The sequence below is a fragment of the Zoogloea sp. genome (assembly GCF_028689785.1).
Classification (GTDB): Bacteria; Pseudomonadota; Gammaproteobacteria; order Burkholderiales; family Rhodocyclaceae; genus Zoogloea.
Genome location: NZ_JAQVCN010000011.1, coordinates 1 through 25,090, shown reverse-complemented (window position 1 = coordinate 25,090; position 25,090 = coordinate 1). Strand labels below are relative to the sequence as shown.

26 protein-coding genes are annotated in these 25,090 nt (G+C 67.1%); 8 read left to right on the top strand and 18 right to left on the bottom strand.

Annotated features, from left to right (window positions below):
* Positions 1–55: 55 nt before the first annotated feature.
* Positions 56–304, bottom strand: coding sequence for a GlsB/YeaQ/YmgE family stress response membrane protein (locus PHI64_RS07510; protein ID WP_299880997.1), 249 nt, complete (start codon positions 302–304; stop codon positions 56–58).
* An 80-nt stretch (positions 305–384) separates the two neighbouring features.
* Positions 385–1,653, bottom strand: a complete 1,269-nt coding sequence (locus tag PHI64_RS07505; RefSeq protein WP_299880994.1) for a TIGR03862 family flavoprotein — start codon at positions 1,651–1,653, stop codon at positions 385–387.
* A gap of 154 nt (positions 1,654–1,807) precedes the next feature.
* Here PHI64_RS07505 and PHI64_RS07500 point away from each other — a divergent pair, with 154 nt between their 5' ends.
* Positions 1,808–2,425, top strand: a complete 618-nt coding sequence (locus tag PHI64_RS07500; protein ID WP_299880991.1) for a c-type cytochrome — start codon at positions 1,808–1,810, stop codon at positions 2,423–2,425.
* A gap of 77 nt (positions 2,426–2,502) precedes the next feature.
* Here PHI64_RS07500 and PHI64_RS07495 read toward each other — a convergent pair whose 3' ends face one another.
* From PHI64_RS07495 to PHI64_RS07480, 4 genes are all read right to left on the bottom strand, one after another.
* Entirely contained in the window at positions 2,503–4,416 is a 1,914-nt protein-coding gene (locus PHI64_RS07495; RefSeq protein ID WP_299880988.1) for an amidohydrolase, read from the bottom strand.
* A gap of 154 nt (positions 4,417–4,570) precedes the next feature.
* Positions 4,571–4,924, bottom strand: coding sequence for a PEP-CTERM sorting domain-containing protein (locus PHI64_RS07490; protein ID WP_299880985.1), 354 nt, complete (start codon positions 4,922–4,924; stop codon positions 4,571–4,573).
* Positions 4,925–5,197: 273 nt separating this feature from the next.
* The gene (locus tag PHI64_RS07485; protein WP_299880982.1) at positions 5,198–6,433 is read right to left on the bottom strand and encodes a zinc ribbon domain-containing protein; all 1,236 of its coding nucleotides are present in this window, start codon (positions 6,431–6,433) and stop codon (positions 5,198–5,200) included.
* Between the two features lie 195 nt (positions 6,434–6,628).
* Positions 6,629–7,525 carry a radical SAM protein gene (locus PHI64_RS07480; RefSeq protein ID WP_299880979.1) on the bottom strand — a complete coding sequence of 299 codons (897 nt, stop codon included), beginning with the start codon at positions 7,523–7,525 and terminating at the stop codon, positions 6,629–6,631.
* Positions 7,526–7,624: 99 nt separating this feature from the next.
* Here PHI64_RS07480 and PHI64_RS07475 point away from each other — a divergent pair, with 99 nt between their 5' ends.
* Genes PHI64_RS07475 through PHI64_RS07465 form a run of 3 tightly spaced genes read left to right on the top strand, consistent with a single transcriptional unit; the run spans position 7,625 to position 9,485 of the window.
* The gene (locus PHI64_RS07475; protein ID WP_299880976.1) at positions 7,625–8,518 is read left to right on the top strand and encodes a cation transporter; all 894 of its coding nucleotides are present in this window, start codon (positions 7,625–7,627) and stop codon (positions 8,516–8,518) included.
* Complete coding sequence (locus PHI64_RS07470) at positions 8,515–8,913, top strand: hypothetical protein (protein WP_299880973.1); 399 nt, start codon at positions 8,515–8,517, stop codon at positions 8,911–8,913. Before PHI64_RS07475 ends, PHI64_RS07470 begins: the two co-directional genes overlap by 4 nt.
* Positions 8,910–9,485, top strand: a complete 576-nt coding sequence (locus PHI64_RS07465; RefSeq protein WP_299880970.1) for a dihydrofolate reductase family protein — start codon at positions 8,910–8,912, stop codon at positions 9,483–9,485. Before PHI64_RS07470 ends, PHI64_RS07465 begins: the two co-directional genes overlap by 4 nt.
* A 27-nt stretch (positions 9,486–9,512) precedes the next feature.
* Here the strand turns inward: PHI64_RS07465 and PHI64_RS07460 are convergent, their stop codons facing one another.
* From PHI64_RS07460 to PHI64_RS07445, 4 genes are all read right to left on the bottom strand, one after another.
* The gene (locus tag PHI64_RS07460) at positions 9,513–10,658 is read right to left on the bottom strand and encodes an MFS transporter (RefSeq protein ID WP_299880967.1); all 1,146 of its coding nucleotides are present in this window, start codon (positions 10,656–10,658) and stop codon (positions 9,513–9,515) included.
* Between the two features lie 52 nt (positions 10,659–10,710).
* The gene (gene asd, locus PHI64_RS07455) at positions 10,711–11,562 is read right to left on the bottom strand and encodes an archaetidylserine decarboxylase (protein ID WP_299880964.1); all 852 of its coding nucleotides are present in this window, start codon (positions 11,560–11,562) and stop codon (positions 10,711–10,713) included.
* 202 nt (positions 11,563–11,764) lie between these two features.
* On the bottom strand, positions 11,765–11,968 hold the full coding sequence (locus tag PHI64_RS07450) for a heavy-metal-associated domain-containing protein (protein WP_299880960.1): 204 nt from the start codon (positions 11,966–11,968) through the stop codon (positions 11,765–11,767).
* A gap of 16 nt (positions 11,969–11,984) precedes the next feature.
* Complete coding sequence (locus tag PHI64_RS07445; RefSeq protein ID WP_299880957.1) at positions 11,985–12,443, bottom strand: PACE efflux transporter; 459 nt, start codon at positions 12,441–12,443, stop codon at positions 11,985–11,987.
* A gap of 107 nt (positions 12,444–12,550) precedes the next feature.
* Here PHI64_RS07445 and PHI64_RS07440 point away from each other — a divergent pair, with 107 nt between their 5' ends.
* Positions 12,551–13,093: a DOMON-like domain-containing protein gene (locus PHI64_RS07440; RefSeq protein WP_299880954.1), complete on the top strand. Its 543-nt coding sequence runs from the start codon at positions 12,551–12,553 to the stop codon at positions 13,091–13,093.
* Positions 13,090–14,298, top strand: coding sequence for a DUF1343 domain-containing protein (locus PHI64_RS07435; protein ID WP_299880951.1), 1,209 nt, complete (start codon positions 13,090–13,092; stop codon positions 14,296–14,298). Before PHI64_RS07440 ends, PHI64_RS07435 begins: the two co-directional genes overlap by 4 nt.
* Positions 14,299–14,370: 72 nt before the next feature.
* Here the strand turns inward: PHI64_RS07435 and fliW are convergent, their stop codons facing one another.
* Both fliW and PHI64_RS07425 read right to left on the bottom strand, forming a co-directional pair.
* On the bottom strand, positions 14,371–14,802 hold the full coding sequence (gene fliW / locus PHI64_RS07430) for a flagellar assembly protein FliW (protein WP_299880948.1): 432 nt from the start codon (positions 14,800–14,802) through the stop codon (positions 14,371–14,373).
* 209 nt (positions 14,803–15,011) lie between these two features.
* A complete protein-coding gene (locus tag PHI64_RS07425) occupies positions 15,012–16,532 on the bottom strand; it encodes a DEAD/DEAH box helicase (protein ID WP_299880945.1) in 1,521 nt (506 codons plus the stop codon).
* A 415-nt stretch (positions 16,533–16,947) separates the two neighbouring features.
* Between PHI64_RS07425 and PHI64_RS07420 the strand changes: the two genes are divergently transcribed.
* Entirely contained in the window at positions 16,948–17,808 is an 861-nt protein-coding gene (locus tag PHI64_RS07420; RefSeq protein WP_299880942.1) for a neutral zinc metallopeptidase, read from the top strand.
* Between the two features lie 72 nt (positions 17,809–17,880).
* Here PHI64_RS07420 and PHI64_RS07415 read toward each other — a convergent pair whose 3' ends face one another.
* From PHI64_RS07415 to PHI64_RS07390, 6 genes are all read right to left on the bottom strand, one after another.
* Positions 17,881–18,357 (bottom strand): VOC family protein, encoded by a 477-nt coding sequence (locus tag PHI64_RS07415; RefSeq protein WP_296568694.1) that lies wholly within the window; start codon positions 18,355–18,357, stop codon positions 17,881–17,883.
* Positions 18,358–18,631: 274 nt separating this feature from the next.
* Positions 18,632–19,351, bottom strand: coding sequence for a response regulator transcription factor (locus PHI64_RS07410; RefSeq protein ID WP_299880939.1), 720 nt, complete (start codon positions 19,349–19,351; stop codon positions 18,632–18,634).
* Positions 19,348–21,411, bottom strand: coding sequence for a PAS-domain containing protein (locus PHI64_RS07405; protein ID WP_299880936.1), 2,064 nt, complete (start codon positions 21,409–21,411; stop codon positions 19,348–19,350). Before PHI64_RS07405 ends, PHI64_RS07410 begins: the two co-directional genes overlap by 4 nt.
* Positions 21,408–21,785 carry an EAL domain-containing protein gene (locus tag PHI64_RS07400; RefSeq protein ID WP_299881154.1) on the bottom strand — a complete coding sequence of 126 codons (378 nt, stop codon included), beginning with the start codon at positions 21,783–21,785 and terminating at the stop codon, positions 21,408–21,410. The genes PHI64_RS07405 and PHI64_RS07400 overlap by 4 nt, the downstream gene beginning before the upstream one ends.
* A complete protein-coding gene (locus tag PHI64_RS07395) occupies positions 21,761–23,419 on the bottom strand; it encodes a diguanylate cyclase (RefSeq protein WP_299880933.1) in 1,659 nt (552 codons plus the stop codon). The genes PHI64_RS07400 and PHI64_RS07395 overlap by 25 nt, the downstream gene beginning before the upstream one ends.
* A gap of 20 nt (positions 23,420–23,439) precedes the next feature.
* On the bottom strand, positions 23,440–24,462 hold the full coding sequence (locus tag PHI64_RS07390) for an AraC family transcriptional regulator (protein ID WP_299880929.1): 1,023 nt from the start codon (positions 24,460–24,462) through the stop codon (positions 23,440–23,442).
* A gap of 192 nt (positions 24,463–24,654) precedes the next feature.
* Here PHI64_RS07390 and PHI64_RS07385 point away from each other — a divergent pair.
* A partial coding sequence (locus tag PHI64_RS07385) for a cobalamin-dependent protein (protein ID WP_299867446.1) occupies positions 24,655–25,090 on the top strand: 436 nt, incomplete at its 3' end.

Below are 25,090 nucleotides of genomic sequence, written 5' to 3'. Positions count from 1 at the left end.
AAAGAAAAGGGCTGACGGCGCGTGCCGTCAGCCTCTTATTGTAACGCCCCAGGCCTCAGTCTTTTTTGGACAGCTTGCCGGCCACGACCAGCAGGATCACCGCACCGATTACCGAGCCGATGAAGCCCGCGCCCTGGCCCGCCTGATACAGCCCCAGCGCCTGGCCGCCGTAGGTGGCGGCGATGGAGCCGCCGATGCCGAACAGGATGGTCTTGATCCAGCCCATGCTGTCGTCGCCGGGTTTGACGAAACGGGCGACGAGGCCGACCAGCAGGCCGATGACGAGGGTGGAAATGATGCCCATGGCAATGCTCCCGAAGGAATGATGAGCTTCGACTCTAATCTGCAAGGGGCGTCGGCAATGTTACAAGCTGTGAATCGGCCTTACTGCGCCGCAGCGGCGAGCCAGGCCAGGGCCCCTTCGCCGGCCCGGCGCCCGGTGGCGAGGCTGGCGGTGAGCAGGTAGCCTCCGGTGGGGGCGTCCCAATCCAGCATTTCCCCAGCGCAGAACGCGCCCGGGCGGCTGCGCAGCATCAGGGCCTCGTCCAGCCCCTCGAAGCGCACGCCGCCAGCGGTACTGATGGCCTCGTCCATGGGGCGCGGGGCGACCAGGGTGAGGGGCAGGCCCTTGATGGCGGCGGTGAGGCGGTTGGCGTCGGAGAAGGCCTCGTCGGGCAGGCATTCCCGCAGCAGGGCCATGCGCACGCCGGCAATGCCCACCCGGCTCTGCAGATGGCTGGCCAGGGAGCGGGCGCCCCGGGGGTGGGCCACCTCGGCGCGCACCCGTTCCGGGCTGCGCCCGGGGGCCAGGTCGATGCGCAGGGTAGCCTGGCCATCGGCCTTGATGCGGGCGCGGATCGACGCCGACAGGGCATACACCAGGCTGCCCTCGATGCCGTCGTCGCTGATCATGGCTTCGCCGGGGCGCATCGGGGCCGGATCGCCGTCGATGGCCAGGGCGATGGACTTGAGGGGCTGACCAGCAAAGCGTGCGCGGAAGTGGGCGCTCCAGCCGGTGCCCGGCACCACCCGAGGTGACGCCACAACGAAGCCGCAGTTGGCCGCCTCCAGGGGCGCCACGTCGACACCCTGGGCCGCCAGCAGCGGCACCCAGGCGCCGTCCGAGCCCAGTCTGGCCCAGCTGCCGCCCCCCAGGGCCAGGATGGAGGCGTCGGCCTGGCAGATCTGTTCGCCCGCCGGGGTGCTGAAGCGCAGGGCGCCGCTGTCGGTCCAGCCGGTCCAGCGATGACGCACATGAATGTGCAGTCCCGCGTCGCGCAGGCGGGCGAGCCAGGCGCGCAGCAGGGGCGCAGCTTTCATTTCGGCAGGAAAGACCCGCCCCGAGCTCCCCACGAAAGTGCTGACCCCGAGGGCCTCCACCCACGCGCGCAGGGCGTCCGGATCGAAGGCGCTGACCAGGGGGGCGAGTACGCCCTCCCGCTCACCATAGCGGCGGGTGAAGTGTTCCAGGCTCTCCGAGTGGGTGATGTTGAGCCCGCCCTTGCCGGCCAGCAGAAACTTGCGTCCCACCGAGGGCATCGCGTCGAAGAGATCCACTTGCACCCCGCCCCGGAGCAGGATCTCGGCGGCCATCAGGCCGGCGGGGCCACCGCCGACGATGGCGACGCGGGGGAGGGAGGGGTCGGGCTGCATGGCGGGGTCCGGAAGGGAAAGAAGCGGGATTGTAGTGGTCAGGCCTTCATCGAACTACAATTCGACGGACTCCGCCGCCGGCGGCCTGTCATGAGCGTCCATGGAGCCTAGCGGTATGGTCAGCAAAACAAGAAGTGTCAGAAGCTGTTGCACCGTGCTTTGCCTTGGGCTGGCGCTGACAGCGGCGCCGGTGCGGGCTGACCCGCCGGCTCCGAGGGATGTTCTGGAGCGGATCAACAAGGCCCGGCCGGCCGACCAGAAGGCCGCCCAGGATGCCGGCCGCAAGGCGGCTTTCTTTTGCGCCAACTGCCATGGGGACACGGGGCTCAGCAAGTACGGTGAAGTCCCCAATCTGGCTGGTCAGCACCCGGCCTATGTGCTCGGCCAGATCGATGCCTTCCTTACCGGCCGGCGCAAGGACGCCTTCATGCAGGGCCTGATGAAGGTGCTCAGCGCCGAGGAGAAGGCGCAGATCGTGGTGTTCTACGCGTCCCAGCCGGTGGTGCCGGCGGGGACGCCCTCCACCGCCCGGGCGGCCGAGGGGCGTGACCACTTCGAGAAGCACTGTGTGCGCTGCCATGGGGCTGACGCCCGTGGCGGAGAGAACTTCCCCCGCCTCGCCGGCCAGCAGCCCGAATACCTGCGCCGCAGCCTGCTGCGATACCTCAAGCTCAGCGGCGAGCGCACCTATCCACCCATGACGGCTGCGGTTTCCGGCCTCGGCGAACGGAACGTCGAGGCGGTGGTGGAGTATCTGTCGAATCTGCGCTGAGAGGGGGCGGCGGCTCGCTGTCCAGCGGGGGCGAATGAACTCGGCCCCGCCGGTGTTTCTGCTACCACCCTGCCTCGTCAGCGCAGGATGGGCACCCCGCCTTCGCTGCCGCCGAACACCGTCACCCCTTCCTTCACCGTGCCGATCACCTTGATCTCGCCGAGCTTGTCGGTGGGGGTTTTGAGGGGGTTGGCGGAGAGCACAGTCAGGTCGGCGAGCTTGCCGACGGCGATGCTGCCCTTGAGTTTTTCTTCGCCAAGCTGGCGGGCGGGCACGACCGTGAGGGCCTTGAGGGCGTCCAGCGGGCTGAGCTGCTGGGCCTCGCCCACCGGGCGCTTGATGGCAGCAGCCAGGTTGGCCAAGGGGGTCGGTTCGATCTGCGAAGCGTCGCCTGCCAGCAGCACCGGCAGGCCCTTTCCGGCAGCAGCCCCCGCGGGGATGAAGCGGGCGGTGCGCTCTTCGCCCAGGGCGTAGTCCTTGAGGGGGGCGAGGGACAGACCGAGGCGGCGCGGCGCCAGGGCCAGGCTCACGCCGAGAGTCTTGAGGGTGTCGAGCTGATCGTCACGCAGGGTCTGGCCGCCGGCCAGCAGGGGGCGGCGGTCCTTGCCCGGGTGCTTGCCACTGGCAGTCTGCAAGCCGCTGATGAACTGGTCGATGGCCGCATCACCGTTGGCCTGCACAGCCACCTGCCAGCCGCCGGCATAGGCGCGGGAGAACAGCTCGCTGGCGGTCTCGTCGGTGCTGCCCGGGTAGCCGGCAAAGGTGGTGCGCTTGCCCGGGGGCGGCAGCTGATAGGGCTGGGTGAGCCAGGCGCTGCGGTCTTCGGCATTGCCGTCGAGCACGAAGGACACGCCGGCCAGCTTCAAGTGGCCCTTGTAGTACTTGGGCCCGATGATTTTGTTGCCCTTCAGGTTGGCGCCGGCGCTGGCCAGGTCGGCGTAGAGCAGCACGTCGAGCTTGAGGGCGCCGGTGTCGGCAGCCTGGGTATACAGGGTCAGGTCGTCGGGGGTGGCGCGGGCCTCCACGGCGGTGGTGTAGCCGTTTTGCAGATAGAGGGTCTGGCCCTGCTGGATCATGGCCTGGCGGTCATCCCGGGGTAGCTGTGGCAGGGCGCCGAGCAGGGCGGTGGCGGCGGCGCCTTCGAGCACGCCGTCGGGTTCCTTCGAGCCCGGCCAGCGGCCGATACTGCCCCCAGGCGGGTCGATACTGTCGCGGCCGATGCCGGCCAGCTCCAGGGCCTTGCTGTTGGCCACCAGGTGGCTGCCGGAGTAATGCACCACGATCACCGGGGTGTCGCGGGAGACGCTGTCCAGGTCGGTCCGGCTGGGGCGGCGCTGTTCGCGCAGGCGGGTGTCGTCGTAGCCGAAGCCGATGATCCAGCCAAAGCGTTTGGCCAGGTCGCCCCTGCCCCAGTCACGTAACTCACGCAGCAGGCCGTTGGTGTCGCTCACCTTGCCCTCGGGCGGCGACTGCACCTGGGCCGCCACCGAATAGAGGCCCATGCGGGCCATCTGCCCCCAGCTGTCGATGAAGCCCGGCACCAGGGTCTTGCCGGCCAGGTCCACCACCTCGGTGCCCTCGCTCTTCCAGCGCGCCAGGATGTCCTTGCTCTTGCCCACGGCGATGATCTTGCTGCCCTTGATGGCCACCGCCTGGGCGCTGGGGCGCTTGTCGTCGAGGGTCAGCACCTCGCCATTGGTGAAGATGATGTCCGAGAGGGGCGGCGGAGGTGGGGCTGGAGGGGGTGCGTTGGGATCGACGGGCAGGGCGCCGGCCACGGGCGGATTGGCGCCGGGGGCTGCAAGCGGCGCGGCGACAGGCGCGGCGGGTGCCACGGCCGGCGCCGTTATCGGCGGCACCACGGGTTTTAGTGCGGCCGCCGGGGGCGAGATCGGGCGGATCGGGGCTTGTGTCTGGGCCAGCAGAGCTGGGGCGGCGAGGGCCAGGCCGATGGCGAGGCTGGTGCCGCGGAGAACGAAGGCGGATTTCATGGGCAGGGCTCCGGATGTCACTGAGGCCACCGGGCCGATGCCGGCGGCGAATCCGTCGAGCATAGCATCGGCCCCGCTTGCCGCCCGTGACGAGCTGCCTGTCCTGGGGCTTGAAAATGAGGTAGGGCGCTGGGGCGCGGGCCGGGGGAAGGGGTTAGCGTTTGCGGCGTATCAGCCACAGCACCCCGATGCCGATGGCCAACAGCAGCAGGGCAGAGGGTTCCGGCGCGACGACGGCGGCGGGTTCGCTGATCAGTGCCGTAGCCAGGGCTGAGGACTGGGCCTGTTCGTCGAGGGCGGTCGGGGGTAACAAGGCCTGCAGCGTATTGTCGGCTGGCGGGGGAGGGAGGGGCGTGACGAGGCGGGTTGGTGGGGGCGACACAGTGGCAGGGTCGCTCAGCCCGGCACCGGTGACGACAGTGGTTTGGGCGGGCGTCGGCAAGGCGAGCGCGGCGACGATGAGCAGCCTGCAGCAGAGAAGATATTTGAACGTGGTCGGGGTGCGCATCGGTGATTCTCCGGGGGCCACAGACGGCCCCTCAGACAGGTAAAGCAAGCTTCCTGCCCGTTTCGGGCTTTCCGTGCCGAGCGCGACTTCTCATTCTTGGGCTGTGAAATATTTCCTCGCTCTGTAAAGAAAACCGACAGAAAGAAGCAGGCCGTTCATGTTCTCCAATGCCCCTCGCCCCTCCCGCTCCGCCAAGGCCCCGGTGACGAAGGATAGGGGGCTCTGGTGAGCCATGGGGTGACTTCCTGTGACGCCGATTCAAATCATCTCCTGTCAGGATGAATCCGACCCCGCATCACCCACCGCGGGCTGGCCGCAGTGGCGGCAGAAGCGCGCGTGCCTGTGCATCAGCCCCCTGCAGCTGGAGCAAGGTAGGAACTGGGCGTAGCCGCAGAACGGGCAGGCGGCCGAGTCGGTGGGCAGGTGCTTGCCGCAGCCCTGGCATTCGCCACGGGCAATGCGCCGCTCCAGCAGCCGCTCCCGGGAGAAGAGCTTCTTCTGCAGTACATGGATCACTGCCAGCGCGGAGGCGATGACTGCTGCCATCACCAGGTAGTGCCAGATCGCCACCAGCCTGAAGGCTTCGAGAAACTCGAACAGCGCGGCCAGCAGCCGGTGCGGAATGATCCGATACACCGCCTCAACCAGCTTGAAGAGGATGGGGATGAAGCTCACCACCAGCAGATGCGCCGACACCAGGGCCTGCAGGCCCCGCCCGGCCCGCAGGCTGGCGCTGTTCCAGGCGTAAAAGATCAGGAACAGGGGCAGCAGGAAGATCAGCTGCATGCCTAGCTGCTTCACCGGGAACCAGAAGCTCAGGCGCTGCAGATCATCTCGCAGCAGCAGCCGGTCGGCGTCTGACTGCTTCTCCAGGGCCGCCCACAGAGCCTGAATGTCGTCGCGGGCGTTGATTGTCTGGGCCAGCGTCGCGGCCTGGGCTTGCAGGCCGTCGAGAGCGGCCGTGCGGGTGCGGAACTCGGTGCGGCTGGCGTCCACCGGCGTCTGGCCGGGCGCGTCGCCGGCCATGCGCTCCAGCAGTGAGGTGTCGTAGGCGCCCTTCAGGCGGTCGATGGCGAGCTGCTGCTCGCGCACCTCCCGCTCGAATTTCTGGAGGGTTTCAAACTGGCCGGTCAGGGCCTTGTCGGCCTGGATGCGGGCGATCTGGTCCAGCAAGGGCGCGCACAGCGGGTGGTGCTCTACCTTGCTGTCACGGGGCGGGTAAGGGCTGGCGCTGCCGGCCGTCGCCAGCGCGGCCAGCTGGCCGAGGCGGTTGTCTGCCGTCCACGTCTGGTCGATCACCATCGCCCGGCAGGTGTGGGGGATGGTTTCGTCCGGCGCCGTGAGCTGCCGCGTATGCGCTGCCAGCCCGTCGAAGATCGACATCAGGATGAACAGATCGAGCAATAGCACAACCACCAGCACCGCCCGGCCCAGGGGCTGGCTGTCCAGGTGGGTGCGCTGTTGCCGCGTGCGCGCCGCGGCGCGGGACAGGAATTGCATCAAACGCATGGGGCCTCCGCGCGGGGGGGGCAGTCGAAACGCATCACCGATTTACGCCGGCCGACGAGCCGGGTCAAGCCAGTGCTGGTCGTCCCGGAGCCTTTTTCCGTGGGGTCGAATTTATTCGACCTTCGCACGCTGATTCACAGTAGGCCGGTGATGGAACGTCCGCGGTCGAATGAATTCGACCCCACGGGAGACGGCTTACAGGCCGCGGGCCCAGTCCGGCCGCAGGGGCGCCCCGCCGGGATCGTCGATGGCCTGTCTCACCTGGGCCAGCAGCCTCTCCTTGTCCGCCCCCAGGGTGCCCTTGAGTATCAGGAAGTTGCTGGCGTGATCCGACCGGAACACGGTGCGGCGCAGCTCCAGTTGCGACAAAAAGCGCTCCATCTCGCGGAACAGCCCGGCCTGTTCCAGCGCTTCCCATTCGGGAAAGTCGGCGCGAAAGCGCGCTTCGCCCTGGGGGAAGCTCACCACCAGGGTGGACAGGAACTCGGGCTGGGTGGCGTTGGCGAGGCGGGCGGAGTGGTCGGCGTGCTGGTTGCTGTAGATCTGCCCGCCCAGCCCGTTGAGGATCATCACCGAGCGGGTGATGCCGGCTTCGCCCAGCTTGTCGAGGGCGGCGCGGGTGCTGTCGTGGGTCTCGCCCTTCTTCACCTTTTCCAGCACCAGGTCGTCGCCGGATTCGGCGCCCAGGTAGGCCATGCGTAGGCCGGCTTCGCGCAGGCTGGTCAGCTCGGCCACCGTCTTCTTCTTGAGATTGCGGGCGAGGCAGTAGCTGGACACCCGGTGCACGGTGGGCAGGTGGGTTTTGATGGCCTCCAGGATGGCCAGCAGGCGGCGGGTGGGCAGCACCAGGGCGTCGCCGTCGGCCAGAAAGACGCGGCGTACCCGGCTGCCGTAGCGCTCGCCTACCTGGCGGATGCTGGTCAGCACCTCGTCCTCGCTGCGGGCGCGGAAGGCCTTCTGGGGGGCGGTGTACATCTCGCAGAAGGTGCAGGCATTCCACGAGCAACCGTCGGTGACGGGCAGGATCAGGGATTCGGCTTCGGAGGGCGGGCGGAAGACGGGTTCAACGTAGCGGATCAGCGGGGCGTTCATGGCGGGCGGGTTGGGTGAGGCGAGGATGAAAGGCTACCATCCGGGCGACAGCCCCTGCGCATGGGCGGGGGCGCGATGGTGTGCGATGGAGAACCCGGGATGAGTGAATCGACAAGCGGCACCTGCAAGGGCGCCTGCGGCTGCGCGGCGGCCGGCCAGCCAGTGGCCATGGCTGCCTTGGGCGCGGGGGCGGGGGAGGCCCGCTTTCGCTCCGCCTTTCGGGTGGATGACATGGACTGCCCGGCGGAGGAGCACCTGGTGCGCATGGCCCTGGACGGCCACGCCCAGGCCCTGGCTTTTGATCTGATGGCCCGCAGTGTGACCGTCTGGCACAGCCTGCCGGCGGACGACATCGAAGCCCGCATCGCCCGCCTGGGCATGGGGGCGGAGCGCCTGGACAGCGGGCCGGCCGATGGCCTGCCCGTGGCCCCGGCCACCGATGCGGCCGCCGAGCGCCGGGCCTTGATCTGGCTGCTGGCGATCAACGCCGTGATGTTCGTGATTGAAGGCCTGGCCGGCTGGTGGGCCGAATCCACCGGCCTGCTCGCCGACGGCCTCGACATGTTTGCCGACGCCGCCGTGTATGGGGTGGCCCTCTATGCCGTGGGGCGCGGCGCCGCCCTGCAACTGCGCGCCGCTCATCTGGCCGGCTGGCTGCAGCTCGCCCTGGGCATCGGCCTCTTCGGCCGGGTGATCCACCACATGCTGTACGGCTCCGCCACCCTCGCCACCGCCATGATGGGCATCTCCGCCCTGGCCCTGGCCGCCAACCTCGGCTGCATGGCCCTCATCGCCCGCCACCGCCATGGCGGTGCCCACATGAAGGCCAGCTACATCTTCACCGCCAACGACGCCCTGGCCAACGTGGGCGTCATCGTCGCCGGCCTGCTGGTGGCCTGGCTCGGCCACCCGTGGCCGGATTGGGTGATCGGCAGCCTGATCGGCGTGGTGGTGGTGGGCGGGGCGGTGAGGATTTTGAGGATGGGGTCATGATCCGTGCGCGGCCCTGGTGGTTGATCGTCGAATTCGCCGTGCTCTTTGGCCCGGCAGTAGGGGTTCTGTTGCAGGGGATGATCTTTGCGCCGGTCATGCTGATCGCCGTTTGGGGGCGGTCCGGCGGCGATTGGGGTGTGGCACTTGCCATGGTCGTCGCCGGGGCGTGGGGCGTGGTGTCCGCGTGCGGCTTGCTGCGTCATCTTTTCCTTGGTCGGCGATGGTCCGGGTCGGTGCTCCAGTATGTCGGGTTGGGACTTGGGGCCGTCGCTGCCCTGGCGGCCGCTGCGCAGGCACCGTCGGGGCCAGTTGCCGTGCTGTTCGCTGCTCCCGTGTTGGGGGCCGCGCATCTATTACTTTTGGCGCGGCGGGCACATAGGGCTTCGCTTGAATGAAAACCCAGTATTACGTCGCATCCACCCTCGATGGCTTCATCGCCACGGAAGACGATTCCCTCGACTGGCTGTTTCCCCTTGGTGACGTGAATGCCTCCAGCTACCCGGCCTTCATTGCCGAGGTGGGGGCCCTGGCCATGGGCGCGTCGACCTATGAGTGGCTGCTGCGCAACGGGGACGCTGTGGCGGAGGAGACCGGTTCGCCCTGGCCGTATACCCAGCCGGCCTGGGTTTTCAGCCATCGGGTGCATCCGGCGATCGAGGGGGCGGACATCCGCTTTGTGGCGGGGGATGTCCGCCAGGTGCACGCCGACATGAAGGCGGCAGCGGGGGACAGGAACATCTGGATCGTCGGCGGCGGCGAGCTGGCCGGTCAGTTCCTCGACGCCGGCTTGCTCGATGAGCTCATCGTGCAGATTGGCTCGGCGACCCTGGGGGGTGGCAAGCCGCTGCTGCCGCGTCGGATCCTGAGCCCGGGGCTGCGCCTGTTGTCAGTCAGCCAGATGGGTTCCGGCATGGCGGAATTGCGCTACGCCGTATGCCGGGACGAGGGGGCCTCCCCTGGCGTGTAAGGGCCGTTGTATTTTGCGGTCGTAGGTTCAGCGCTGCCGCCACAGGGGTGCCAAGGCCACCAGACCCAGTAGTGGCCCGGGCAGCAGCAGCCAGGCCACCTGTTCCTGCAGTTGCGGCCACAGGCGGGTGCTGAGGGTGATGGACACCATGGTGATGGCGAAGCCGATGGCGTTCTGGAAGGCGAGGGCGCTGCCGACGATCTCCGGCGGGCAGGCGCGGGCCGACAGGGCCGAGAAATGGGGCGAGTCGGCCACCACGCTGGCGCCCCAGAGCAGCATAACCAGGGCCAGCAGCCATTCGGGGCTGCCCTTGAGGAAGGGGTAGGCGGCGCAGCAGGCGGCCGACACGGCCAGGGCGATGGCGGCCACCCGGGCGCTGCCGATCCGGCGGCTGGCAAAGCCGCCCAGCACGCAGCCGGCGGCACCGATGCCGATGACGGCGAAGGCGGGGCCGGCGGCCTTGCCCTGGGCGATGGTGCCGACCAGCAGCGGCACCAGGGTCCAGAAGGCGTAGAGCTCCCACATGTGGCCGAAGTAGCCCAGGGCCGATGCACGGAAGCGCGGTTCGGCGTAGGTATGCAGGACGCGCCCCAGGCGCAGGGGCGGCGCGCCGGGCTTGCGCACCAGGTGCGGGCCGTCACCCAGGCGGCTGATCAGGCCGGCAGCGAGCACGGCCAGGCCGGACGACACCAGCACGGTAGCCTGCCAGCCCCAGCCAGTCTCCAGAAAGCGCACGCCGTGGGGCAGGGCGGTGCCCAGGGTGAGCATGCCCACCAGCCAGGCCAGGGCCGACCCGGCCTGTTCCGGCACCCAGCTGACGATCAGTTTCATGCCCAGGGGGTAGACCCCGGCCAGGGCCAGGCCGACGCCGAAGCGGAACAGCAGGGCCGAATCCATGCCGCTGGCGAAGAGCGCAAAGCCGGCATTGGCGGCAGCGCCGAGCAGGGCGCACAGAGCAAAGATGCGGCTGGCCGGGAAGCGGTCGGCCAGGCCGGTGAGGGAGAAGCCCAGGGTGCCGAGGATGAAGCCCAGCTGCACGGCGTTGGTGAGGCGCCCCAGGTCGGCGGGCACCAGCTGCCAGGCCCGCATCAGGTCGTCACCGGCGGCGTTGGCCGAGAACCACAGGGATGTGCCGAAGAGCTGGGCGAGGACTATGGTGGGCAGAACAGGCATGGGGCTTCCTCGGGCGGTAGGGCCGAACGTATTCGACCCCATGGAAATCGGCTTACAAGGCCCGGCTGCCCATGGCCTCGCCCATGCGGATGGGGCGGGCGGGGGCCCAGTCGGGGGTGAAGCTGATGCGTTTCTTGGGGAAGAGCATGACCACCGTGGAGCCGAGCAGGAAGCGCCCCATCTCGTCGCCCTTTTTGAGTGTGACCTTGCCCGGGGCGTAGTCCCACTCGCGGATCTTGCCGGGGCGCGGCGGGTTGATCTGGCCTTCCCATACGGTGGCCATGCTGCCCACGATGGTGGCGCCCACCAGCACCAGCACGAAGGGGCCGATCTCGTCGTTCTCGAACACGCACACCACCCGCTCGTTGCGGGCGAACAGGCCGGGCACGCCCCGGGCGGTGGTGGGATTGACCGAGAACAGGGCGCCGGGCACGTAGATCATGCGCGTCAGGCGACCGTCGCACGGCATGTGGATGCGGTGGTAATCCCGTGGACTGAGGTAGAGGGTGGCGAACTCGCCGTCCTGGAACTGGATGGCCAGGTCCCGGTCGCCGCCCACCAGGGCATGGGTGGAGTAGTCGTGGCCCTTGGCCTGGAAGATGCGGTCCCGGTCGATGCGCCCGAACTGGCTGATGGCGCCGTCCACCGGGCAGATGAAGTCCGCGTCGGCCAGGGGGCGGGCACCGGTTTTGAGGGGGCGGGTGAAGAAGTCGTTGAAGCTGGCGTAGCTGGCGATGTCCGGATTGGCCGCCTCGGCCATGTTGACCCCGTAGCGCCCCACGAACCAGCGGATCACCGAGGTGGTGAGCCCGCCGGCCCTGGCACTGGCCAGCTTGCCGGCCAGCAGGGTGATGGCCTGTTTGGGTATCAGATACTGGGGAAGGACGGCGAGGCGGTCGGACACGGTGAAATCCTGGGGGGAGCGAGGGTCGGGATTATAGCGGGCGGGGGCAGGGCGCCCACGTTCGCACAGGGGGATGTGTAGGGGCGACTTCAGTCGCCCATCCGTGCGTCGCTCACAGGCAGGCCCTTGATCCAAGTCTGCGGGCGACTGAAATCGCCCCTACGAGCGCTGTGGGGTCGAATTCATTCGACCATCCCAAGGTTCAGCGTGTCGGAAACCCGGCTTCTTCAATGGCCGAGCGGATGTCGCCTTCGGACACCATGCTGGTGTGCTCGATCTCGGCGTGGCCCGTTTCGAGGGAGACGTCTACGTAGCCGATGCAGGGCAGGTCCTGGATGGCGTTCATGACGGTGCGCAGGCAGTCGTCAGACTGCATGCCGGTGATGGTGAGGGTAGTGGTGGGCATGGTGGGGGCTCGTGGGTCAGGGATTCGAGGGTTGGGCAGAGATGGGGAAGATGCGGTCGTAGGCCAGGTTGAAGCCGAAGGCATACACCATGTAAGCAAGGGCAAGACCGATGTCGGCGACGAGGGCGGAGAGCCAGTCCATCTGCGTCCATAGCACGATGATGGGCAGGCTCATCAGCAGCAGGCCCCCTTCGAAGCCGAGCGCATGGGCGGCGCGCAGGGGCAAGGGGCGCCGGTCGGCGCTGCGGCCGGTGAGGCGCCCCTCGAACCAGTCGAAGGCGGTGTTGTAAGCACCATTCCAGATCGCCGCGATGAGTGCCAGGAGGAGCAGTAGTCCGATGGACTCCACGGCTGGCACGCCGGATAGCCACACGAAGGGCGGGCTGATCAGTAGCAAGCCACCGATCTCGAACAGGGCAACCTGACGCAGGCGGTCCCAGAGGCTGCGCTGGATGGGGTGATGGGGGGCGGACATGGCGTGGCAGCGAAAGGCAGAGGCGGATTGACCGCAGAAAGTGACGGGAGTTTAACGTGTTGCCTGGACCGGCTAAACTGGAGGGTCCGACGCCCTTTGGAGCACTCATGAATCTGTCACCGTTTCACGCCCTCGTGTGCCATCCGGATACGCCGGATGCCTGTGTGAGGGGGATACGGGTGGTGGCAGAGTGCGAGGCTGATGGTGGCCTGAGCCTGCGTTACCGGCTCGACGGGGCTCTGGACGGTCTGCGCATTCCGGCTGGTGGCCTGCCCTTGGAGCGCCTGTGGGCGCATACCTGTTTCGAACTCTTCGTGCAGGCAGAAGGGGGTGAAGTCTACCGGGAGTTCAACTTTTCTCCGGGTGGGCAATGGACGCACTTTGATTTTTCCGCCTACCGGGCACGCATCGAGAGCCCCGCCCTGCCGGCGGCGCAGCTTGGCTGGCAGCGTTCTGGCGGCGTGCTGACGCTGGACGTGCGCCTTCCGGCGGCGTCCCTGCCGGCCGGCGCGCTGCGCCTGGGCATCACCGCCGTTGTCGAGCACGCCGACGGCGGCCACTGCTACTGGGCCCTGGGCCATCCGCCCGGCAAGCCCGATTTTCACCACCGCGACGGCTTTGCCCTCGCCTTACCGGCCCCGACACCATGATCCAGTTCGGTCTCGACCGCCTTCTTGCCGACCCTTCCCTGCGCCGCCCCCTGGCGGGTAAGCGGATTGCCCTGCTGGCCCACCCGGCCTCCGTCACCCGCAACCTGGAGCACGCCATCGACGCCCTGGCGGCCCTGCCCGACATTCAGCTGTCGGCGGCCTTCGGGCCCCAGCACGGCCTGCGTGGCGACAAGCAGGACAACATGGTCGAGTCGTCCGACTACTTCGACCCGCAGCACGGCATCCCCGTGTTCAGCCTGTACGGCGAGGTGCGCCGGCCCACAGCGACGATGATGGACCGCTTCGATGTGCTGCTGGTGGATCTGCAGGACCTGGGCTGTCGCATCTACACCTTCATCACCACCCTGCGCTATGTGCTGGAGGCCGCGGCCAGGCACAAGAAGGCGGTGTGGGTGCTTGACCGCCCCAACCCCGCCGGCCGGCCGGTGGAGGGCACCTTGCTGCAGCCGGGGTGGGAGAGCTTTGTCGGCGCGGGGCCCATGCCCATGCGTCATGGCATGACCATGGGCGAGCTGGCCCGCTGGTTCATTGCCACCCTCAAGCTCGATGTGGAGTGTGAGGTGATCACCATGACCGGCTGGGAGCCGGATGCGGCTCCCGGCTACGGCTGGCCGGTGACCGAGCGCAGCTGGATCAACCCCAGCCCCAACGCCCCCAACCTTTCCATGGCCCGAGCCTATGCGGGCACGGTGATGCTGGAGGGCACGACCTTGTCGGAAGGGCGGGGCACCACCCGGCCGCTTGAGCTGTTTGGTGCACCGGACATCGATGCCCATCAGGTGATCGCCCAGATGCAGGCGATTGCACCCAAGTGGCTGGCCGGCTGCCGCTTGCGTGAGTGCTGGTTCGAGCCAACTTTTCACAAGCATGCGGGCAAGCTGTGCAACGGGGTGCAGATCCACGTGGAAGATCCCACCCACTACAAGCACGCCGCTTTCCGCCCCTGGCGCCTGCAGGCCCTGGCCTTCAAAGCCATTCGCCGCTTGCAGCGGGACTACCCCCTGTGGCGGGATTTTCCCTACGAGTACGAACACGATCGCCTTGCCATCGACCTCATCAATGGTTCGGAGAGCCTGCGTCAATGGGTGGATGACGCCACCGCTCGCCCGGGCGACCTGGATGCTCAGGCTTTTGCCGACGAACGGGAGTGGCTGGATGCGCGGGAGGCCTTCCTGCTCTATTGAGCGTGCAGGTGGCGGGCAAAACAATGGGGCGCTCTTGTGGGCGCCCCATTTTCATCGTGCCGTGGAGCCGGATCAGGCTACGGCCTTCAGCGTCACGCTGGTGTCCACCTTGCCGATGATCTTCTGCAGGCCACGACGGGTGGCGGTGTTGACGACCAGCGGTGCCATGACGTTGGCGCGCACGGGGGAGGCGCCCGGCTCGCCACGGCTGACGATCAGCAGCACGCTGGCATCATCGGCATTGCCCAGCTGCAGGCCGGCGACTTCGTCGTCACTCAGGGGGAATTCGTAATTGAGGCCGAGGATGTCGGGGGTGGTGACGGTGAAAGCCACTTCCGGGTCGTCGAGGCACTGGAGTACGAACAGCTTGGGCGCGTCGTTGCCTTCGCTGTGCAGCAGGGTGAACTGGCGGCAGGCCTCGAAGCCGGGGAGACCGGCCGGGAAGTCGATGATGCGATCTGCGGACACGTCGACTTCGCCAACGATGGGACTGGTGATCTTCATGGTTTTTCCCTTTGGAATGGAAGCGGAGGGCGAGCGGATGGCCGCTTGCGCGTTTGTTTCCTTCCATCATAGACAGGGGGGCGCAGTTCAACCCTGCGAAGTGAGGGGGCTTTTGCCCCTATTCCTCGCGTCAGGCCGGCAATGAAAAAGGGCACCCGCAGGTGCCCTTCCGGAAGACTGGCCAGGGTGGAGCCCGGCCGGACTATCTCTTAGCGGTCGCGATTGAAGGTGCGACCGGCGCGGGGCTTGCCGCCGGTGCCTTCGCTACGGGAGCCGCCAAAGCCACCACCGCTGTTGTGGTGGGTGGAGCTGCGCTTGGCCACGTGGGGGAACTCGGTGCGGTGTTCCGGGTGGCGCGGGGCGCCTTCGGCGCGACGGGGGGCGTCACGGAAATCGCGACGGCCTTCGCCATTGCCGGCCCAGGGGCTGGCGGGGCGGCCATCCGCGTCACGACGGGGTTCGCGGTCGCCGCGGCCGCCACCGAAACCGCCGGAGGGGCGCTTGTCGCCGAAGCGACCACCGCCGTTGCCGAAGCTGCGGCCACCGTCACGGCGCGGGCCGCCGGGCCGGCGGTCGTCGGCGGGCATGGTGCTGCGCGGCTCAAGGCCCGGCAGGGTGTGCACGGCGAGGGGCTGGCGGGTGTAGCGTTCGATGGCGCGCAGCAGACGCACGTCGCGACGCTCGGCCAGGCTGATGGCCACGCCGTTGGAGCCGCCGCGGCCGGTGCGGCCGATGCGGTGCACGTAGTCGGCGGCAACCTTGGGCAGGTCGTAGTTGATGACGTGGCTGATGGTGCGCACGTCGATGCCACGGGCGGCCACGTCGGTGGCGATGAGCACGCGCAGGTGGCCGCGACGCAGCTGGTCGAGGGTGCGGGTGCGCATGCGCTGGTTCATGTCGCCGTGGAGGGCGGCCACCGAGTGACCCTGGGATTCCAGGTTCAGGGTCAGGGCATCGGCGTCGCGCTTGGTGGCGGTGAACACGATAGCCTGTTCCATGCTCACGTCGCGCAGCAGGCCGTCGAGGAGACGGTTCTTGTGGCTGATGTCATCGGCCACCAGCAGGCGCTGCTCGATGTTCTCGTGACGGGTTTGGGCGGAGGCGATTTCGATGCGCTCCGGGTCCTTCAGCAGGCGCTGCATCATGCGGGCGACCTGGCCGTCGAGGGTGGCGGAGAAGAACAGGGTCTGGCGGCTGGCCGGCAGCTTGGCGACGATGGCCTCGATGTCATCCACGAAGCCCATGTCGAGCATGCGGTCGGCTTCGTCGAGGATCAGGATTTCCAGGCGGGCGAAGTCGATGCGGCCGCTGTTCATCTGGTCCATCAGGCGGCCGGGGGTGGCCACCAGGATTTCATAGGGGCTGGACAGCAGCTTGTTCTGCACCGGGTAAGGCATGCCGCCGACCACGCTGACAGCCTTGGCGTAGCGCAGGTTCTTGCCGTAGCCCTTGCAGGCGTCGGTGACCTGGACGGCCAGTTCGCGGGTCGGGGTGAGCACCAGTACGCGGGGGCCGCGGGCCTTGATGGTCGGTTCGGCGGTGAGGCGCTGAAGGGACGGCAGCATGAAGGCGGCAGTCTTGCCGGAGCCGGTCTGGCTCGATACGACGAGATCCTTGCCGGCAAGCGCGGCGGGGATGGCGGCTTGCTGAACGGCGGTGGGTTCGGTGTAGCCGGCGTCTGCAACGGCTTTGACGATGTTCTCGGACAGGCCGAGGCTGGCGAAATCCATGTTCGCTTCCTTATCTTTGGTATTGCGGATGCGGTGCCCGCGAAGAAAAAACGGCAACGCGTCGCCGCGCAGGGAGTGCGCGCAACAGTTGGGCTGCCTGACTGGCATATCGGCACTAACCGATCAGGACAACCTCTCGTCGAATACGGGAGATATAAGAAGGTCAGGGACGATGTGACTCGGTGCGAACCGCTTTGCACCGGACCGCGGACTATAGCGGTAAAGCGCTGACGGCACAAGATAATTGTTGCGGCGCAAAACGCGGCCGGCCCCGCTAACGAGGGATGGCGGGCCGCCCCATTCCCCTGGAATGATGGAATGAGACACACTATTTGACGTGCTTTGCTGGCATATTGCCTTGAACAAGGGGGCGCCACGCCTCACCCTTGCGACCTGATCCAGAAAAGGAAATTCCATGCGTTTCGACAACAGCCGGGAAAGCGAAAACGTCGAGGATCGCCGCGGTGGTGGCGGTGGCGGTTTGCCTGTGGGTGGCAAGGGTATTGGCCTGGGCACCATCGTGCTGGCCCTGGTGGCCATGTACTTTGGCGTCGATCCCAGCATTGTGCTCAATCAGGCCGTCCAGACTCCGGCTCCGTCGGCGACTTCGCGTCCGGCAGGGCCGCCGGCCAACGACGCTGAGTCCAAGTTCATCCGTCATGTGCTGGCCGAAACCGAGGACACCTGGCAGCAGATCTTCCGCCAGAACGGGAAACAGTATGTGGAGCCGACCCTGGTGCTCTTCTCCGGGGCCACGCGCACGGCCTGTGGAATGGGGCAGGCGGCCATGGGGCCGTTCTACTGCCCGGCCGACCAGAAGGTGTATATCGATCTGTCCTTCTACCAGGAGCTGAAAAGCCGCTACAAGGCGCCCGGTGACTTCGCCCAGGCTTACGTGATTGCCCATGAGGTCGGTCACCATGTGCAGAACCTGCTGGGCATCTCGGGCAAGGTACAGGCCGCGCGGGAGCGAGCCTCCGAGCGCGAGGCCAACGCCCTGTCAGTGCGTCTGGAGTTGCAGGCCGATTGTCTGGCCGGGGTGTGGGCAAAGAATGCCGACGCTGCCCGGGGCATCCTTGAGGCCGGCGATGTGGAGGAGGCGCTGCAGGCCGCCACCGCCATCGGCGATGACACTCTGCAGAAGCAGGCCCAGGGCTACGCCGTGCCCGACAGCTTCACCCACGGTTCGGCCGAGCAGCGCATGCGCTGGTTCAAGCGCGGCATTGAGTCGGGGCAGCTTGCAGCATGCAATACCTTCCAGGCCCGCAATCTGTAATTGCGTGCGTGAACTGAAAAAGGGCCGGCCCCCGTAAGGAGACCGGCCCTTTTTTTAGCTGTGTCGCAGCGATCAGCCAGCCAGTCTGGCGAAGGCGTCGATCACTTCCGGCGGGGCCTGAACCAGCTCGATCAGCACGCCCTCACCACCGATGGGGAACTCCTCGTTACCCTTGGGGTGGAGAAAGGTGATGTCGAAGCCCGCTGCACCCTTGCGGATGCCGCCCGGTGCAAAGCGCACACCGTTGGCCGAGAGCCACTCGACGGCCTTGGGCAGGTCGTCGATCCACAGGCCCACGTGGTTCAGCGGGGTGGTGTGGACGGCGGGTTTCTTCTCGGGGTCCAGGGGCTGCATCAGGTCTACTTCGACCTTGAACGGGCCCTTGCCCATGGCGGTGATGTCTTCGTCCACGTTTTCGCGTTCGGAAACAAAGTTGCCGGTCACTTCGAGGCCGAACATGTCGACCCACAGGGTGCGCAGGCGATCCTTGGACGGCCCGCCGATGGCGATCTGCTGGACGCCGAGGACTTTGAATGGTCTTGTCATGATTGGTTTTCCCTCCTTGCAGGAGGGGGGATTTTACGGGAGGGCGCTGCTCCGGGGTCGAATTCATTGACATCGGTGCGTCGCCTTGTCGGCATGCCGCCGCTCAGTGTCCGCGGTCGAATGAACCCGACCCCACGGGCCCTCCAGCCGTTGTCGGTGCATCCGTCGCGTTACCCATCGGGTGATCCGGCCAAGGATGTGCAAACCCCTGCCGCCATTGGGTTTACAACGGTTTCAGGGAGGACAACCGAGGAAGATAGGATGAACCCCGTCAGCGTCACTCCCACTCCACGCTGGCACACAGCAGATACCCCGCCCCGTAAACCGTCTTGATGATCTTCGGGTCTTGCGGGTCGTCTTCGAGCTTGCGGCGCAGGCGGGAGATGCGCACGTCGATGCTGCGGTCGAAGGGGTCGAGGTCGCGTTCGCCGATGAGTTGTTCGCGGGTGAGGATCTTGTTGGGGCGCTTGAGCAGGGTTTGCAGCAGGGCGGCTTCGGCGGCGGAGAGGGACACCTCGCGGCCGTCTTCGGTGCACAGGTTGAGGCGGCCGATGTCGAAATGCCAGCCGGCGAAGCGGGCGCCGGTGTGGCTGGTGGCTTCGCTGGCGGGGGCTTTCTGGTAGCGGCGCAGGATGGAGCGCACCCGGGCGACGAGTTCGCGGGGTTCGAAGGGTTTGACCAGGTAGTCGTCGGCGCCCAGCTCCAGGCCCAGCACCCGGTCGGTGAGGCCGTTGCGGCCTGTCAGGATGAGGGCGGCGCAGGGGTGCTGCTCCTGCAGGTCGCGCAACACCTGCAGGCCGTCCATATCGGGCAGGCCGAGGTCGAGGATGGCCAGTTCGGGTTGGGCCCGCCGGACTTTGGCGAGCAGGGCACGGCCGGTGCCGAAGGTCTCGGTGCGGAAGCCGTATTCGCCCAGGGTGCTGGCGATGAGGCGGGCGATGTCGGCTTCGTCCTCGACGACGAAGATGAGGGGGGTGTCCTTGTCTGGGGTGGTCATGATGCCGGGGGCTCCGGGTAGTCGAGGGCGGCGAGGGCTGCGGCGAGGGCGGCCCGGTCGAAGGGTTTGCGCAGGGTCGGGATACTGGAGCTGCCCGCAGGTACATCCCGGGTGGCGTAGCCGGTGATGAGCAGGATGGGCAGTTGCGGGCGCAGCCGGCGGGCCTCGGCGGCCAGTTCGCGCCCGCCGAGGCCGGGCATGACGGTGTCGGAGACAAGCAGGGCGATGTCGTCGACGGCTTCGAGCATGGCCCGGGCCTCGACGCCGTTGCTGGCTTCGATGACAGGGAAACCCAGTTCGGTGAGCTGCTGGCGGATGACTTTGCGCACTTCGGGCTCGTCTTCCACCAGCAGGGTCAGGCGGCTCTGGTTGGTGACACTGGCCGTGGCGTGGCGCGGGGCGGCTGGCGGCGGAGGCGGGCTGTCGCTCATGGGCACGATGAAGCGCACGTTGGTGCCCTTGCCCGGGGTGCTGAGGATGCGGATGTTGCCCCCCGACTGGCGGATGAAGCCGTACACCATGGCCAGGCCCAGGCCGCTGCCGGCGCCGAAGGCCTTGGTGGTGAAGAAGGGTTCGAACAGGCGCGGCATCAGCTCGGGGGAGATGCCGGTGCCGGTGTCGGAGACGTCGAACTGCACGTAGTCGCCGGCCGGGACTTCCACCAGCAGGGCCAGGCTCGGGGAGACATGGCGGGTGGCCAGGGAGATGGTCAGGGTGCCGCCGTCGGGCATGGCGTCGCGGGCGTTGATGGCCAGGTTGAGCAGGGCGTTTTCGAGCTGGTGGGGGTCCACCAGGGCGTGCAGCTTTTCGGTGGGCAGCGCGAGCTTGATGTCGATGCGTTCGGTGAGGGAACGGGACAGCAACTGGCTCATGCCATGCACCAGGGCACCCACTTCGACGGGGGCTGGCTCCAGGGGCTGCTGGCGGGAGAAGGTGAGCAGGCGGCGGATCAGCTCGGTGCCGCGCCGGGCGGCCGCGAGAGCCGGTTCCAGGTGGTCTTCGAAGCCCTGGTGGGCGGGGAGCTTGTCACGCAGGGTGTGCAGGTTGCCGGTGATGATGGTGAGCAGGTTGTTGAAGTCGTGAGCCAGGCCGCCAGTGAGTTGGCCCACGGCCTCCATCTTCTGGGCCTGGATCAGGGCGGCCTGGCTGGCCTTCTGTTCGGTGATGTCGATGGATAGCACGAAGAAGCCCTGCACACCGCCGGACAAGGAGGCCTCCGGCACCACGGCGCTGCGGGCATAAACGGGCTTGCCGTCGGTGTTGGTGCGGCAGTATTCGTAGCTGACCTGTTCGCCAGCGGCGGCTTGTTCAAGGTAGGGCTTGATCTGGGTGTAGGCCTCGGGGCCGAAGACTTCTTCGATGCTGCGCCCGACGATGGTGTTTTTGTCGAGGCCGAACCAGTCGGCGTAACCCTTGTTGGCAAAGCCGTAACGCTCGCCGGAGTCCACATAGGCGATTAGGGCCGGGATGGCGTCCATGATCAGGCGCAGGCGCTCCTCGCTGCGGGCCAGTTGGGCCGCCACGTTGTCGAGGCGCGTGGTGGCGGCTTCCAGCTCGGCAGTGCGGGCGCGCACGCGGCTCTCGAGCTCGGCGTTCTGACTCTCGATGAGTTGTTCGTAGCGGCGCTGTTCGGTGACGTCGGTCCACAGGGTAACGAAGCCCAGGTTGGGAATGGGCACGCCGCGGATGGACAAGACTTGGCCGTTGGGACGGGTGCGCTCGGCGTGGTGGGGCTGAAAGGCCCGTACGGCGGCCATGCGCTCCGCTACCAGGCGCTCCACCTCGGCGCTGCTGCGGTGCTTGTCACCGTATTCGCCACGCTGGATGTTGAAGCGCACGAAGTCTTCGAAGGGGGTGCCGACCCGCACCATGGCTTCGGGAAAGTCGAGCAGGCGCAGCATGGCCTTGTTCCAGGTGACCAGTTTGGGGCTGGCGTCGAACACGGCGATGGCCTGGTCAAGCAGGTCGAAGCCGGCCAGCAGGAGGTCGTAGCGGCGTAGCTCTTCGGGGGTGCCGGCGCGGCCGGGGCTGGCGGAGACGGGGGTGATGCGGGCGATCATGGGGCGGGGTTGGCGATCAGGGCAAAGAAGGAGGCCTCGGGGAGGGGGCGGGAGAACAGGAAGCCCTGGCTGTAGTCGCAGCCGGCAGCACTCAGACGCGCCTGCTGCGCCAGGGTTTCCACGCCCTCGGCCACTACCTTGATGTCGAGCTTGTGCGCCATGGCAATGATGGCTTCAGTGATGGCCAGATCGCCCGGGTCGGTGGTCAGATCGCGCACGAAGGAACGGTCGATCTTGAGGGTGTCGATGTCCAGGCGTTTGAGGTAGGCCATGGCCGAATAGCCGGTGCCGAAATCGTCGATGGATACCTGGATTCCAGCAGCGCTGAGGCGGGCCAGCTGGGCGATGACTACCGGTTGTTCATCGAGGAGCAGACCCTCTGTGATCTCGATGGAAATGCATGAGCCGGGCAGGGCATGCCCGCCGCTGGCGGGTGCAGGGCGCGCCAGCGCAGGATGAAGTCGATGGCGCGTTCGAATACCCAGGTGCCGATGGCGTCGATGAGGCCCAGCTCTTCGGCGACGGGGATGAATTCATCCGGGGGGATCTGCCCACGGGTCGGGTGGTTCCAGCGTAGCAGCGCCTCGGCCTTGCGCACTTTGCCACTGGCAAGGTGCAGGATGGGCTGGAAATGCAGTTCCAGCTGGGCTTTGGCGAGGGCGCTGCGCAGATCTTTGCCGAGCTGCAGGCGCTGCAGGGCGTGTTCCTGCATCGACGGGGAGAAGTAGCTGAAGCGGTTCTTGCCGGCGTCCTTGGCGTGGTACATGGCCTGGTCGGCGTTCTTCAGGATGTCGGTGGAGGTGGTGGCGTCCTGGGGGAAGAAGGTGATGCCGATGCTCGCCGAGACATAGGCCAGGTCGTCACCCAGGCAGAAGGGGTGGTCGATGGCGGTGATGATGTCCTCTGCGATGCGTTCCACCGGGGCGCGGTCGGACAGCCCCGGCAGCAGTACGGTGAACTCGTCACCCCCCTGGCGGGCTACCGTGTCGGATTCGCGTACGCAGCCGACGATGCGCCGTGCCGCCTCCACCAGCAGCTGGTCGCCGGCCTCGTGGCCGAGGGCGTCGTTCACTTCCTTGAAGCGGTCGAGGTCGATGTACAGCACGGCCACGCTGGCGTGGTCCCGGTGCGCCTTTTTCATCAGCTCGCTGAGCCGGTCGTGGAGCAGTCGGCGGTTGGGCAGGCCGGTGAGGGGGTCGTAGTTGGCCTGCACCCATACCAGGGCTTCGGTTTGCTTGCGCTCGGTGATGTCGGTGATGACGCCCACCAGCCCGCCCATGCTGCCGTCGGCCTGGAGCCAGGTGGCCTTGTTGAAGATGACGTCCCGGCGCATGCCATCGGCGGCCTCGACGGAGGCTTCGTAGGACTGTACGCCGGGTCTGTCGAAGAGGGCCTGGTCGGCCTCGTGGTAGCGGGCGGCCAGTTCGGGCGGGGAGATGTCGAACACCGAGTGGCCGATCAGTTCGGCCCGGGGGCGCATGATGAAAGCCTCGAAGGCTTTGTTGCACCCCAGGTAGCGTGCTTCGGCGTCCTTGAAGAACAGAGGGCTGGGGATGGCCTCGATGAGCTGGCCAATGAAGTTGAGGCGTTCGTTGGCGGTGCGTTCGGCGGCGCAGCGGGCGGTAATGTCCACCAGCATGCCGATGATGGCCGGGCGTCCGTTGAACTCGGTGCTGTTGCCAAAGACTTCCACGTCGATGCGGCTGCCGTCCTTGCGTACTCCCTCGAAGGTGTAGTGGACGGTGTCACTCGACCCGTCAAAGCGCTTGCTGAAGGCGTTTCCGACCTTGCCTTGTTCTCCCGGAGCCATCAGGTCGTCGGGGCCGATGAGGCCACAGATATCTTCCTGGGCATAGCCGAACATCTCGGCAAAGCAGGGGTTGGCGTAGAGGAAGAGCCCGTCCTGGACGATATAGACGCCGATCATGGCATTGCGCAGCAAGTCGGCAAAGAGGCCATCGGCGTCGCGGATCAGGTCTTCGGTCAGGGCGGTGAGATCGGTTGGCATGGGTTGCGGGGGCATCCCGGTCAGGGCTGCGGATCGCCGTTGGGGGGCGCGGTGAGGGAGAGGTGCTTGCGGTAGCGCTCTGGCGACATGCCGGTCCAGCTGGTGAAGGCCCGGTAAAAGGCCGAGGTGTCGGCGTAGCCCAGGTCGGCGGCCACCTGGGAGATCGGCTGGCGGGTCTTGGTGAGGCGGGCCAGGGCCATGTCCCTGCGCAGGGCTTCCTTGATGCCGCGGAAGCTGGCGCCTTCTTCTTCCAGCCGACGGTGCAGAGTGCGGGGTGACATGTGCAGGCGGTTGGCTGCTTCGTCCTGGGTGAGGCTGGCTGGCAGGGCGTCGCGGATCAGGTCGCGAACCCGGGTCACGGTGTTGCGGTCACGCCGGTAGAGCATGCTGATCCGGCCCGGGGCACCCTCCAGAAAACTGGATAGGGCGGCCTCGTCGCGGCGGATCGGCAGATCGAGCAAGGTGGCATTGAAACGGGCGGTCAACTGCGGCCCATCGATGAAACGGGAGCGCGCAGTGTAGACCAGGGCATAGTCATCCGCATGGGCCGGTGGGGGGAAGGGGAAATCCACCGAATCGAGCGACAGGCCGCGCCCGACCAGCCAGCAGGACAGGCTGTGGAGCAGGCGCAGCAGCCATTCGAAGGCAAATACCCGGGCCGGGTCGTCCGGAGTGGGGGTTAGGGGCCGGGCTTCACGGATGTGCAGTTCGGCCCGGTCGTCGCCCCGCACGACCTTGACCTGCAGGTCGGGCAGCACGATGGCGAGGAAACGCCGGGCCCGGTCGAGGCCGTCGGCCAGGGTGGGGGCGCCGAGCATGCCCCGACACAGAAACTCGAAGCTGCCCGGCCCCATGGGGCCGGAGAACAGCCCGAAGCCTTCGTCCTGCAGTTCGCGGATGACCAGGTTGTAGAGGCTTGCATAGCGATCGAGAGGCACCCGGGCGGCTGCGTCTGCAAGATCGATGTCGAGTTCGGCCAGAAGCAGGGTGGGGTTGATGTTGCGTTGCGACATGCCGGCCAGCATGCCGGTAACGAAACCCATTGATACTGTTGAGCCCTGACGGGCGGGCTTGCTCGGCAAAGGGCTCTCTCCAGCCTATTGGGTGATGGTGCCGGCGGGCCGGCTGCAGCTTGGCGGATTTTGCACGAAAGCCGTCGACAACGGCAATGGCTAAGGTGTCACCTCCCTTCTAACATGCATGGGTCCGATAAACATGATGTGGGGGAGATAACCATGACCGACCTGAGCGTTGCCAAGAAACTCGTCGCTTACAAGCCCAAGAACAAGGTGCGCTTCGTCACCGCTGCGGCGCTTTTCGACGGCCACGATGCGTCGATCAACATCATGCGGCGGATTCTTCAATCCACCGGCTCCGAGGTCATCCACCTCGGTCACAACCGCTCGGTGGGCGAGATCGTCAATGCCGCATTGCAGGAAGACGTGCAGGGCATTGCGATCACGTCCTACCAGGGCGGCCACGTGGAATTCTTCAAGTACATGATCGACCTGCTGCGCGAGAACGGCGGCGAGAACATCAAGGTTTTCGGCGGTGGCGGTGGCGTGATCGTGCCCGCCGAAATCAAGGAGCTCCACGACTACGGCGTCACCCGCATCTACTCGCCGGAAGACGGTGCCGTGCTGGGCCTGCAGGGGATGATCAACGACCTCG